This window comes from Micromonospora sp. NPDC048999 (genome assembly GCF_040649295.1).
Taxonomy (GTDB): domain Bacteria; phylum Actinomycetota; class Actinomycetes; order Mycobacteriales; family Micromonosporaceae; genus Micromonospora.
Map to the genome: position 1 here is coordinate 169,663 of NZ_JBEZFI010000009.1, position 11,969 is coordinate 181,631.

Below are 11,969 nucleotides of genomic sequence, written 5' to 3' on the forward strand. Positions count from 1 at the left end.
CGCGACGCCGGTAGCAGCGTCCGGCCCGCAGCCCAAGCCGTCGCGAGAACGCAGAAGCGCACGCTCATGCCGAGTAGCGGATGCTGGGAGGGCCTTCGGCAGACGAGGCTCAGACCTGCTGAAGGAGGTGGAGGCTCGGATGATCCCGGATATTCCACTCCGCAGGTGATCCGAGCATCCCGTCGGTGGCGCATCGCACGCCGACGCCTATCGCCCGCACGGCATCGCCGTCGGCGTAAAGCGTGAAGCCGACCGCGACCTCGAAGGCATCGCCACCGCACTCGCACGAGATTGGCTCGGCTTCATCGTCCATCCAGTACTCGCCACTGTTTGCTATGTAGGCCATAGCATTGCAACGGACGCAGGTTCGGTACGCGCCCTGTCCTCCGTCATCGACAACGACGCGGAAGACGCGGTAAGCGCACGCACCGCAGACGGACGCAACGACACGGTCTATGGGCCAACCTGCAGGCTGATACTCATGGATCCACTCGGCGAGATCGTTCAAGTCCTCGCCATGGTCGAACAAACCGTCAGACGTGATGACCATGGCTCAGTATGATCGCTCACGCAGCCGAGCGAGCGACCTACAGGTTGACGTAGGCATCCTCAACTGCCGCAGGCAACGCGCGCGGGTGCTGACACTCCCATCGCCCTCGGTAGCCGTCACGGTTCGGCTGCACGGCGCGTTCTCAGTCTGCGGGCACCGGTTCGGCGGGCCGGGCCATGAAGAAGCGGACGATGTCTTCCGCCGCGGTGGCGGACAGCATCATCGCCTGGACTCGTTCGGACATTTCGGCTATCGCGCGAGTCCTGGTGAACATCGCCTCCTCGTACGTCCGGATTGCCGAGTCCGGGTCGGCGGGGTTGGCGGCGAGTCGGGCGGCAAGCTCGGCAGCGTCGAGCATGGCCTGGTTGGCGCCCTCGCCGACCGGCGGCATGAGGTGCGCGGCGTCGCCGATAAGGGTGACGCCCGGCCTGCTGGCCCAGCGCGCACCGATGGGCATCGCTTCGATCCTGCGCGGCGTCGGCGCGTTGTCGCTGGCTTCGATGAGTGCGGTAAGACTTGGATCCCAGCCGGCGAACATGTCGAGGAGAGCAGGCTTACGTCGGTATGTGTCGATGCGGCGATCGTCTTCGCGCAGCGAGATCCCGACCCGTAGGCTGCCGTCGCCGAGGCGTTGCGCTGCCAGGATCTGGTTCACGCCGACGCACCACAGGTTTCCGGGGCCGACCAGGTTGGCGAGATCGGGATGACGCCGGTCGACGTCTTCGATGTTCAGCTCTATGAGGGTGGCCACATAGGACAGTTGGACGTCGGTCAGCAGCGACCGGACGACCGAGCGCGCGCCGTCCGCGCCGATGAGGATGTCGCAGTCGGTTCGGTGTCCGCCGTCGAATGTCAGCCCCCAGCCCCCGTCAGGTAGCGGGGTCGCCGCGACAAGCCGGTGTCGCCAGACAACCGCGTCGCCGGGAAGGGAATCGAGCAGAAGATCACGCAGTACGTTCCGGTCGATCTCGGGGCGTCCGGAGAATGAGCCGGGTTGCGGCTTGTGGTGCACCAGGGTCCGTCCGGTCGGGTCGACGATGCGATGTTCCTCGCCGTCCGGCCGCGCCTGCGACCGGAACCGGCCGGCGAGACCCGCTTCGGCCAGGGCCTGCTGCCCGGATTCCGGGTGCAGGTCGAGCGCGCCGCCCTGGGGCCGCGCGGATCGGCTTGCCTCGCGCTCGTACACCACTGCGCCGATGCCGTGCTGGTGCAGGATCCGTGCCAGCGTCAGCCCGCCAAGGCCGCCACCGGCGATCGCGATTCTCATCTTCGTTCCCTTACCGTACGCTGTATTCGTGGATACACCGTACGGTAGCGAAGCGTTGCCGGTTTGGGAACGGCCTGAGCCCCAGCCGCGAGCGGCACCGGTGCCGTTGAGCCGCGAGAAGATTGCCGCTACGGCGATCCGGCTTGCCGACGCGCACGGCCTCGACGGCCTGTCGGTTCGCAAGATCGCCAAAGAGCTGGGGGTCGGTCCGATGCGGCTCTACGACTATGTGATCAACAGATCCGAACTACTCGATCTGATGGTCGACGTCGTCTATGCCCGGATCGCCGAGGTCGGCCGGCACTCCGAGTGGCGCACCACGGTGCTGGCCGTCGCCCACGCGACCCGTGACGCCGCCCTTGATCATGAGTGGTTTTCCGATCTGCTCGGCGCAAGGCCACACTTGGGACCTCACGCGCTCGCCGTGGGCGAAGCGACCGCGGCGGCGTTGAGCCAGGCCCCTGGCGTGCGCGGCATCGACGACCTCCAGCGGGCTCTGGGTGCCCTCAACGCCTTCATCATCGGAGCGGTCCGCAGAGAGGTCACCGAGCGACGCACCGCCCGTTCCACCGGCGCCGATGAGGCCGCCTGGCAGGCCAGCCTCGGCCCCTACCTCACCCGCATGTTGAAAACCGGCAGGTACCCCACCGTCGCCCGGCTCGTCATCGACGGCGCCCACCTCAATGCCGAAGAAACCTTCAACCACAACCTGACCACCCTCTTGGACGGCATCACCAGCCGTCCCCGCACGGCGACCTAACGCTCTGGGCCAGCAGCGCCCCATCCATAGACTGCCGCAGTGAGGTACGACGAGCTCGAAACGACGATTCGCCATCTGGTCACCAGGGCCAGCGAGGACAACCTCCGCGTTTTCGGCGCTGAGACGGTCACCCGTCTCGTCCGGGACGAACGGCTGTTTGACGTCGCAGTTGAGTTTGAGCTCGACAAGGATGCGGCGGCGGCGCTCACCATCGCCCGCGAGAACGTCCTGACGGCCAGCCCGACCAAGTTACGCGCACAGCTGGCGCGTATCGATGACGGCATCCTCACCGACGGCGACATGGACACTGACCTGCTGAACATCATCTGCGCACTCGAGCATTGGACGACCTACCTGGAGACAGGCCACCGCAGCGAGCTCTACGAGCTCGCTATCCGCTCCATCGAACAGGTCGATTCTCAGGTCTCGGCCGATATCAGCGACTTTCTGGCCGAACCCGAGATGGCCGCCGAGTACGAGCGGATCGAGCGCCTGCTCACCGCGTAGGGACGACCGGAACCGACGTTCCCGAGCAACCGCTTATGCCGCCGTTCGAACGCTGCGGGGACGGCACGGGTCGGTCGAGCCGACCGACGTCCCAGGGCATCGTTGATCAGCGGTACGGTTCGGCCATGCCTGCTGGTGTCGCGCGACCGCTGATCTTTGTCGACGTCGATGGCGTGCTCATTCCGTTCCGCCGCCGTTCAGCCGGCGCTGGTGGCCGTTCCAGCGGTGACCCGGGACGTGCCCCCGACGGTCCTGGTAATCCGCTGTTGGATCGTCTCGACCGCGAGGATGGCCACCGTTTGCTCGCCCTACCCGGGGATCTGGTCTGGGCGAGCACCTGGATGGCCGAGGCGAACGAGGTGGTCGCACCCCGCCTCGGCCTTCCCGTTCTGCCGGTCGTCGAATTTCCCGACGCTGACGAGGAACCACCGCGCGGTGTGCACTGGAAGACCGCGCCCTTGGCGCGGTGGGCGGCCGGACGCCCGTTCGTCTGGCTCGATGACGAGACCACCGACGCCGACCGACGGTGGATCACCGCACACCACCCGCAGCCGGCGCTTCTGCACCGCGTCGACCCACATCGGGGACTGACCGACACCGACCTTGCGACAGCACGTCAATGGCTCGAACAGCTCAACCAGACCGCTTGATCGGCTGCACGCACCCGCGCAGGCAATGCACGCCGGTGCTGGCACATCCGTCACCCTCGGTAGTCGTCACCGTGGCGCATTAAGGTGCGAGGACGTCCGGACATGTCGATGAGCGGATGCTGTCCCGGTCAGGTGCTCGAAGGAATGCCTAGCCCGTTGGGGCGCCGGCCCGTTGAACGCCACCGAGCAGCAGGCGGGCACCTTCACGGACAACGTTCCAGTCGGTCTTCGGGGATCGGTCGAGGTTCTTGGCAAGCCAATGCCGCCGGTCTTCGTGTTCCCGCCGCAGATGGACGAGGTCAAGGTCCACGCCAGGTAGCCCGCCGCGGCGTTCCAGCTCCTCGACCCGCTGCCCCATGGTGTCCATCAGCTCGCGGTTGAGGGTGTGCACGGCCTCAAGGTATGCGGTGGTCGGGACGCTGAGCCGGACTGTGGGGTCGGCGGTGAAACCGATCTCACCGTCGTCCTCGTGCCGCCAATCCATGGTGATCTCGTCGCGATCGCCACGGGTGGTACGCCAGAACCGGAGCTTGGGAGGATTGCGCAGGTAACCGAAGTCCAGGTTGTGCTGGCCCTGCCAGATCGCGGCCGTGACGACTGGATGGTCGGGCACGTCCGCGTTCCCGTCGTCGGTCCGTTCCTCATCCGGTTCGGCCACGAACTCGAGCGGGTCACACGTCCACTGCGTGGGGTGGGAGGCGATGAACGGCTGCAGGTCGTCGGGCACCGGCTCCAGCGCCTCGGGTGTAAGGGCAATGACGTCTTCCCAGAGCCGGGCCAGGTAGTAGTCGATGTAGGGATGCGGGTGAACTTCCCGGGTGCGGCGCAGCAGCTCCTGCCCGCTTACTTCGAGCCAGTACCAGCCCTCGGTGAGCCCGAACCAGTGGAGCCTCGGCTGATCACTGCCCCACGGCGACACCTCGTCCAGTGGGTACAGCTCGAACCGGAACCTGATCATCGAGGCAGTATCCCGTAACGTCCGGCGGTCGATCGAGAGCCCGGATCTGCCGCCGACCGCGCGCCGCCCTACCGGCTATCTGGGCAAGTTCCGTCCCTCGGGCTCCATCGACCGCAGCACCTCCATTGGTGTGCGGCCGGTTGCCCAGCCAGAGCAGTGATCGCCGTCGCGGCGAGGGCGGTGAGGTTCAACGCGTAACCCAAGCCATCGACGCGAACCGCAGCGTCGGTGATGTTGTAGACATCGGCGTCCTCGTCCGCGAGATAGGCAGCGACAGCGCAGACCGCAGTTCGGTACGCCTCGTCGCCGGGCCGTCGCCGATTCCGAGTCATGGATCGAGTATCCCAACGAGCCCCCCAACACTCACGGAACGCCCGCTTCTGCCGCTGAGGGCTCGCCATCGAAGGTGACGGCGGCGGCGTCGCCAGCATGCGGACGTGCCGAGTTGCGGACGGTCACACGGTGACGACCGGCCTCCTCGTGTCGGTTGGTCTAGATACTGCGAACGCCTACCGTGGCAGATACATGATCGATACGACGGGAGCACGGCCCATGTCACATGTACGCCGCTTCGACCACGTCGGCATCACGGTTGCAGACCTCGATGTCGTGACCGCCTTCTTCGTGGCGCTCGGCCTGGAGGTCGAGGGCAGGGCGTTCGTCGAGGGCGAGTTCTTGGAGACGGTCTGCGGCATTCCCGACTCCCGCACCGAGATCGTCATGCTGAAGTCGCCCGACGAAGGCGCCCGCCTGGAACTCGCGAGATTCGTGCGGCCCGACTCCGTGCCGGGCTCGCCGGCTGCCATGGCCAACGAGCTGGGATTACGCAACGTCTCTTTCGAGGTCAACGACTTGCAGGCCGCTGTCGATTGGGCAGCGAGCGAGGGCTACAGACTGGTCGGCGGCATCGGCGAGTACGAGGGTGCTTGGCGGATGGCCTACGTCCGGGGGCCGGAAGGAATCATCGTCTCACTGGCAGAACGCATCGGCTGAGCCCCGCAACGCCCGGATCTGCCGCCGTCCGTGCGCGTCAGCCGCGCATCGCCCTCACTGTGGGTGGTCGGCTTCGCGGCGTTCGGGCATTCTGAACTGCTGATGAGCGGATGCCCGGCGGTTTGTCCACCGCGAGACGCAGGCGAGGTCTTCCCGGCAGGGCAGCCGTGTCCGTCTGCGTAGGATCGCTTGGTGACCGAGGAGGACCGAACGCTGCCGGCCGTGGTCGAAAAAGCACACGCATCAGGATTCTTCGAGGACCACGACGGTCACGACTTCCAGCCGGACGACATGTTCATGCGGTCCGGCGAGACCAAAGACTGGTGGCGTCACTGGACCGGCGACTCGGCCGCCGACGTCCCACCGTTTCGGGTCTTCGGACGCGACGGTTCCGGCGGGTTGGCTGCCTTCTGGATCCGTGCGCCGGGAGCCGCAATCGAAAAACAACCCATCGTGTTCCTCGGTTCGGAGGGCGAACTGCAGGTCATCGCCCGAGACATGGGTGACTACCTCTGGCTGCTGGCGAACGGCGTTGGACCCTTGGAGACTGTCGACGGCCTTCACCGCGTACCCGAGCCCGTCCCGCAACTCGTCGCTATTGCTCAGCGGTACACCGGCACTGCGCCACGGACCGTCGAGGCACTGATCGCCGCCGCCGATGCCGAGCTACCCGCGTTGACAGCGCTCGTCAATTCCGCAACCAAGTAGACACGCGGGGATCCGTATGGCTGGCGCACCCTCACCGATCTGCCTCCGCCCGGCGTCCGATTCTGCCGCTCCCGGCGTCGTGGCATTTCTTTACCGCTGGTGACGCACGGTGATGTATGACTACCTCTCCTGCTTCCGCTTCCGGTGTCGTACCTGCCGATCAACTCGTTCTACGAGCCGCGGCATCCGCCTTCCTGGGCCGCCACCGCGGCCAGACGCGCGTCCATACCGGGTCCGACCTGCACGTTTTCCTCCGCTGGTGCAGCGACCACGGCCTTGACCCGCTGACTGCGGTGCGGGTGAACATCGAGCGGTACGTGCGTTGGCTGCAGGACGTACGCCGGTACCAGCCCTCGACAGTGTCCCGTCGGCTGTCGGTCGTGGTCGGCTTCTACCGGGTCTGCGTCGTCGACACCATCCTGGAGCACTCGCCAGCCGACTACGTCCGCCGACCCACCGTGCCGGCCGAGTCACCTACCCTCGGACTGGGGCACCTGCAGTTCGAAGCCCTGATCACCACCGCCCGAAAGTCTCCGAATCCGAACGACTTCGCCCTGGTCGCCCTTCTGGGCCTGCTCGGGCTGCGGATCTTCGAAGCCTGCGGATCGAATATCGCCGATCTGGGCGATGAACGCGGCCACCGGGTCCTACGCGTACGCGGCAAGGGCGGCAAGGTCGTCCTCGTCCCCCTGCCACCCGCGGTCGCCAGGGCCATCGACCGGGCCGTCGACGAGCGCACCAGCGGGCCGATCCTGCGCAACACCCACGGTCGGCGGATGGACCGGCACGCCGCCACCCGCCGACTCAAGCACCTCGCCGGCACGGCGGGGATCCGAATGCCGAGGATGCACCCCAACATGCTTCGCCACACCTTCGTGACCACCATGCTCGACGCCGGCGTCAGCCTCCGCGACGTGCAGATCGCCGCCCGCCACGCCGACCCGCGAACCACCATGCGCTACGACCGAGCACGCAAGAACCTCGACCGGCACCCCAACTACATCCTCGCCGCGTACATGGCCTCCGGGACGTAGCAAACGCTCGCGGCTTTGCCGATGATAGTGAACCCGCCGGAGGAAGGGCGCTATCACGGCGAAGCAGGCGGTCAGAAGACGTAGAAGGTGTAGCTGTAGGGACGGCCTCGGTCGTAGATGGCACGCAACCATGGCTGTCTGACCTCGGGCAGTCGGGCCAGATCGCTGAGGAAGATCTGGCCGTCCGGCTCGAACCGGGAACCCGGGAGCAGTGCCGGCAGGGCCTCCGGCGGGATCGGGACCGACCGCCCGACCGGCTTCGGGGCGCGGTAAAACGCGAGGTGCCGCCAGGCGTCCCAGGCTAGCGGGACCGGCCTCACCGGCGGGGCCACCGGCCAGAGTTCGCCGGTCTGCGGATGTTTTGGAATGAGGGCGAGGTCGCCGTCGGCGTCCGGAAGGCCGGGCCCGGCCAGAACCAGGGTGCGCTTTGGCCCCGTCCTGCCCGGGCCGGCGAGACGATCGAGAGTGGGCCGGAAGACCTCGGCGACCTGGTGATCCGGGATCACTATCGGGTCGCCGCCCGAGGCGGCCAGCAAGTGTGCCAGCGCCGAACCTGCGGCGGCTGCCCACATCGGGTGCCAGTTGCCGCCCGGTTCGGACGGCGGGATACCGGGCCGCTGGTCGATCAGGTCCGCCCAGTCGAGCATCGAGTGCGGGCCGGGGCCGTCCTCGATTACGCGGGTGGTCAGCGGGTCCAGCCAGATGGCCTGCCGCAGGCCACAGTCGTCGATCCGGATGGCCACCGGCGTGCCGCAGGTGGCGCAGACCATATTGGGCTCGCCGCCGTCGAGGCCACAGCACGCGGAGTCGCCGACCAGCGCCGGGGCGATGACGGCGCCGCGGACGTCCCCCGGGGCGAGCAGCACTTGGCCGACCGGCCCGGCGGAGATGCGGAACCTCGGCGCGTACCAGCCGAGCGCCTCGGCCTCACCGGGTTCAAGTTCGGCCCACCGGCGCCATGGCGAACCGGAGGGCAGCGGATTCACCGCGAACGTGCCGGGTTCCAGTGCCGGGGCGAGCGATCCCGGCCCGTTCCCATACTTCTGGTCCGCGTGGACGGGCAGCGCCACCCTCGACACCGGAACCGTCAGAGTGGCGTCGCAGCTCCTGCAGCCGAAAACCGTCATGTATCCCCCGCGTGTCGACTGAGGTCAATCTAGATCACCGCCGCACCCAGCCGGCTGCGCTGCGGCCCCGTGCCGCGCGGACCTCGCGCGGCATCTCCGTATCGACAGGCCATACGCTCAGCGGCGCCCGGCAACGAATTCCGGTGGAGCGTGCCTCCTGATGATCTGCCGCCGATCGGACGGTCATTGACGCCACTCGGCCATGCCGACGAGCGCGCATTCGTCAAGGTGCGCGGCCGGTGCCTTGTGGTCGTCAGGCACCATGGCGCGAATGGTGACGAGCATGCCGATGTTCTGGGTTGGTGGCACACCGGGTTCCGGTAAGTCGACGACAGTCCGCCGGCTCGCCCACGAGCTTGACCTCGCGCTGCACCCGGTGGACGCCTACACCTACGACCACCTGGAGCGCCTCGGCGCCCTCGGGCCCCCACTCGATGATGTGCTCGCCTTGGGCGCGGCGGCTGCGGCCGACGACTTCGACCGCACGTCCGCACTCAGGCTGCCCACCGTGATGGACGACGTTCGAGCCGCTCAGGTTGCGGGGGTGCCGACGCTCGTGGAGGGGCCCCAACTGCACCCGCGAGCGGCGGCGACGTGGTCACCCGTCGGCGCGATCTGGCTTATCACCACCGCCGAGCGCTCGCGCACTGCTCGACGGCAACGGCTCGTGGAAGGAGACGACGCAGCCCGCCTTCGGGTAGAAGCCCTGGTCGAACGTGACCAGCTGATCAGCGCACGGCTTCAATCAGCGGCTTCGGATGCGGGCCGCGCCGTCGTCGAGGTCCCGACCAACGTCGATTGGGATGATGTCGTGGCGTCGGTGCGTGAGGCCATCAACACCGCCACAGCGCCATTCGCGCGGCTTCGGTCCGGGCGGGAACTGGCGTCGCGACGACGCCATGAGAACGACGTCGTCCATCGTCAGATCGTGGCCCACGAGCGGCATATCGGCGCGACCCTTCCGGCGTTTCCCTACTCATGTGAGTGCGGGCGCAGCGGCTGCACCGACACGGCCCCGGCCACGTCCGCCGAGTATCACACGCGCGGCTAGCCACCTCTACGCTCGACGCCCAGGCGGCAGGGACCCCCGAAGCCGTTAGCGCCCGCATGCCGCGACTGGGGCGCGTCGGCCTGCCGAGCGGCCGTCGTACTACCGCTCGGGCGCTTTGTCGGTGATGACGTCCGGGCTGGCGTTGAGGCCGACGGCGATCTGATCCGGCAGCGGGTAGACATCCTCGACAGGCAGTTGAGCTGCTGCCGCCTGTTCGTCGCCGCTACGCAGAAGGTCCCGGACCCGGTGCACGGTGGGGGTGATATCCGTGACGGCAACCACCCAATCGTCGACGTAACGGTCGACAGCCTCGCCAGACAACCCAACCTGCAGCGACCGGTCCGGCAACGCCTTCAACTGCAGTGACCGTTCAGGATCCCACTGCACCCGGACGGGACTGGTCTTCAGCCGCCGCGACCAGCCCGCCTTGTCGCCGTGCAAGTCTCGGTCGTAATGGCTCAGGCAGGCTCGCGCCAGCGCCCACTCAAATCCCTCCCGCGTGATGTCGATGGACAACACGCGCTCTTGCCCTGGCTTCGCGGCCCAGCCGCAGCGGTACATCATCCACAGGAAAGACGGCGTCAGCTTCTCGGCCCTGAAGGGCCGAGCTTGCAGATCGCGCCCGATGCTGGCTGCATCGGTCACGCCGCGTTTGGCAGGCTGACTGCTGCCCAGTCCGCGACACCGCGTGTGGCGATGTTACGGGCTGCGTTCACGTCGGCGTGCTCAGCGAAGCTGCACGACGTGCACCGGAAGGTGGACTGGTTAGGCCGGTTGGCCTTGGCGACATGCCCGCAGGCCGAGCATGCCTGCGAGGTGTACGCCGGATCCACGTAGACGACCGCCACCCCGGACCGTGTCGCCTTGTAGGCGACGAACGCGCCGAGTTGGTGGAACGCCCACGAGTGCAGCGTGACTCGCTGGGGCTTACGGAGCCGTACCCGGTCGCGGATACCCGTGAGGTTTTCCAGGGCGACACCACGACCGGTGCGTTCAGCCTCAATCACGATCTGCTTGGCGATGCGATGGTTCGTGTCCGCCGCGAACCGGGCTTCCTTACGCCGGCGGACCTTCAACAGCCGCTTTGCGGACTTGGTGCCGATCCGCTGAAGTTTGGCCCGCAGCCGCTGGTTACGGTGCCTGACCCGGTTCAAGCCTCTGCCGGAGTGGCGGGTGCCGTCGTTGGTGGTGGCGATGTTCGCGATACCCAGGTCCACGCCGAGGAATCCGTCAGGCTCTTTCACCTCGACATCACCGATATCGCAGGTGGCGTACAGGTACCACTCACCGTCCCGGCACACCAGGTCGGACTCACCCCGCCGATGGGCAGACAGCATCGCGTACTGCGCGTCCGAACACCGGAACGGAATGCGCCCCGACCGTCCCCGCACTGTCCAGATCGACACGGTGCGGTCCGGGATCTGCCAGGACAGGCACCGGTCGTCGAACGGCTGCGCCGCGTCCCGGCGGAAGCCGACCGGCTTCCCCTCAGCCTTGCGGCGGCGTTCCGACCCGGGCTTGCCGAGGTTACCGGCGCGAATGTTCGCTTTCACGGTGGCGTACGAGCCGGCAACCTTCCGGGCGACGTGGATCGCCGGCTGCGCCGACAACCCCATGCCCTTCAACCGCCCGTAGGTGAGCCGCTGCAACGCCTGCTTGCCGAACACCCGGAACCGGTACGCCTCACCGGAAACCACGTTCGCGGCCTCGTTGCACAGGTGCAGCGTGTCCCGCAGCGCCGCCTCCTGGCTGGCGTCAGGGAACAACCGCACCTGCACCACGATCTTCACGGTCCACAGTTTACCATCCGGTCTATGTCACCACGATGGGCACCAGACACGAACGTTCGCCGAGGGCGCAGCGTCGTCTTCAACCTGCATGTTCATCTGGTCTTCGTCACCAAATATCGGCGGGACGTACTCAACGACGCGATGCTCACCCGATGCGAGCAGGTCATGGCCGACGTGTGCGCCGGCATGGGAGCCGAACTGGCCGAGTTCAACGGCGAAGACGACCACGTGCACCTACTCGTGCGCTACCCGCCCAAGTTGGCGATCTCCACGCTGGTCAACTCCCTCAAAGGCGTGTCCGCCCACTACCTACGCAAAGAGTTCACAGGCCGGATCAACCGACACATCATGCATGGGCACCTATGGTCGCCGTCGTACTTCGCCGCGTCCTGCGGTGGCGCACCACTGGAAATCGTCAAGCAGTACATCGCCAACCAGAAGCATCCGGATCCGTGACGCGATTCCTCCCGGCCCTGAACGACTCCGTTGGGAAATGCCTGGAGTGGGGTGTAAGGCCGTTTTCAGGTGGCGAGTTCGAGTCGGGCAAGGTGGCTGGTTCTGGTCCGGCCGAATG

At 67.1% G+C, this 11,969-nt stretch carries 14 protein-coding genes; 8 read left to right on the top strand and 6 right to left on the bottom strand.

What is annotated here, in order from left to right; all coding sequences use genetic code 11:
* Positions 1 to 109: 109 nt before the first annotated feature.
* Complete coding sequence (locus tag AB0C02_RS14060) at positions 110 to 550, bottom strand: hypothetical protein (RefSeq protein WP_357547930.1); 441 nt, start codon at positions 548 to 550, stop codon at positions 110 to 112.
* Positions 551 to 692: 142 nt separating this feature from the next.
* Entirely contained in the window at positions 693 to 1,817 is a 1,125-nt protein-coding gene (locus AB0C02_RS14065; protein WP_357547931.1) for an FAD-dependent monooxygenase, read from the bottom strand.
* Positions 1,818 to 1,845: 28 nt separating this feature from the next.
* On the opposite strand from AB0C02_RS14065, the gene AB0C02_RS14070 reads away from it, so the two are divergent.
* The 3 genes from AB0C02_RS14070 (at position 1,846) to AB0C02_RS14080 (ending at position 3,734) form a co-directional block, all read left to right on the top strand.
* Positions 1,846 to 2,577: a TetR/AcrR family transcriptional regulator gene (locus AB0C02_RS14070; RefSeq protein ID WP_357547934.1), complete on the top strand. Its 732-nt coding sequence runs from the start codon at positions 1,846 to 1,848 to the stop codon at positions 2,575 to 2,577.
* Positions 2,578 to 2,616: 39 nt separating this feature from the next.
* Positions 2,617 to 3,084 carry a hypothetical protein gene (locus AB0C02_RS14075; protein ID WP_357547936.1) on the top strand — a complete coding sequence of 156 codons (468 nt, stop codon included), beginning with the start codon at positions 2,617 to 2,619 and terminating at the stop codon, positions 3,082 to 3,084.
* Between the two features lie 125 nt (positions 3,085 to 3,209).
* Positions 3,210 to 3,734, top strand: a complete 525-nt coding sequence (locus AB0C02_RS14080) for an HAD domain-containing protein (RefSeq protein ID WP_357547938.1) — start codon at positions 3,210 to 3,212, stop codon at positions 3,732 to 3,734.
* Positions 3,735 to 3,882: 148 nt separating this feature from the next.
* Here AB0C02_RS14080 and AB0C02_RS14085 read toward each other — a convergent pair whose 3' ends face one another.
* Positions 3,883 to 4,692, bottom strand: a complete 810-nt coding sequence (locus tag AB0C02_RS14085) for a DUF5984 family protein (RefSeq protein WP_357547940.1) — start codon at positions 4,690 to 4,692, stop codon at positions 3,883 to 3,885.
* Positions 4,693 to 5,217: 525 nt separating this feature from the next.
* Between AB0C02_RS14085 and AB0C02_RS14090 the strand changes: the two genes are divergently transcribed.
* The 3 genes from AB0C02_RS14090 (at position 5,218) to AB0C02_RS14100 (ending at position 7,427) form a co-directional block, all read left to right on the top strand.
* Positions 5,218 to 5,685: a VOC family protein gene (locus tag AB0C02_RS14090; protein WP_357547941.1), complete on the top strand. Its 468-nt coding sequence runs from the start codon at positions 5,218 to 5,220 to the stop codon at positions 5,683 to 5,685.
* Positions 5,686 to 5,877: 192 nt separating this feature from the next.
* Complete coding sequence (locus AB0C02_RS14095) at positions 5,878 to 6,393, top strand: SMI1/KNR4 family protein (RefSeq protein ID WP_357547944.1); 516 nt, start codon at positions 5,878 to 5,880, stop codon at positions 6,391 to 6,393.
* A gap of 293 nt (positions 6,394 to 6,686) precedes the next feature.
* Complete coding sequence (locus tag AB0C02_RS14100; RefSeq protein ID WP_357547946.1) at positions 6,687 to 7,427, top strand: tyrosine-type recombinase/integrase; 741 nt, start codon at positions 6,687 to 6,689, stop codon at positions 7,425 to 7,427.
* A 71-nt stretch (positions 7,428 to 7,498) separates the two neighbouring features.
* Here AB0C02_RS14100 and AB0C02_RS14105 read toward each other — a convergent pair whose 3' ends face one another.
* The gene (locus AB0C02_RS14105) at positions 7,499 to 8,554 is read right to left on the bottom strand and encodes a hypothetical protein (protein WP_357547947.1); all 1,056 of its coding nucleotides are present in this window, start codon (positions 8,552 to 8,554) and stop codon (positions 7,499 to 7,501) included.
* 283 nt (positions 8,555 to 8,837) lie between these two features.
* Between AB0C02_RS14105 and AB0C02_RS14110 the strand changes: the two genes are divergently transcribed.
* Positions 8,838 to 9,605, top strand: a complete 768-nt coding sequence (locus AB0C02_RS14110; RefSeq protein WP_357547948.1) for a hypothetical protein — start codon at positions 8,838 to 8,840, stop codon at positions 9,603 to 9,605.
* A gap of 99 nt (positions 9,606 to 9,704) precedes the next feature.
* Here AB0C02_RS14110 and AB0C02_RS14115 read toward each other — a convergent pair whose 3' ends face one another.
* Positions 9,705 to 10,250 (bottom strand): DUF4291 domain-containing protein, encoded by a 546-nt coding sequence (locus AB0C02_RS14115; RefSeq protein WP_357547949.1) that lies wholly within the window; start codon positions 10,248 to 10,250, stop codon positions 9,705 to 9,707.
* Entirely contained in the window at positions 10,247 to 11,395 is a 1,149-nt protein-coding gene (locus AB0C02_RS14120; RefSeq protein WP_357547950.1) for a transposase, read from the bottom strand. The genes AB0C02_RS14115 and AB0C02_RS14120 overlap by 4 nt, the downstream gene beginning before the upstream one ends.
* A gap of 24 nt (positions 11,396 to 11,419) precedes the next feature.
* Between AB0C02_RS14120 and tnpA the strand changes: the two genes are divergently transcribed.
* The gene (gene tnpA, locus AB0C02_RS14125; RefSeq protein ID WP_357547952.1) at positions 11,420 to 11,851 is read left to right on the top strand and encodes an IS200/IS605 family transposase; all 432 of its coding nucleotides are present in this window, start codon (positions 11,420 to 11,422) and stop codon (positions 11,849 to 11,851) included.
* Positions 11,852 to 11,969 lie beyond the last annotated feature (118 nt).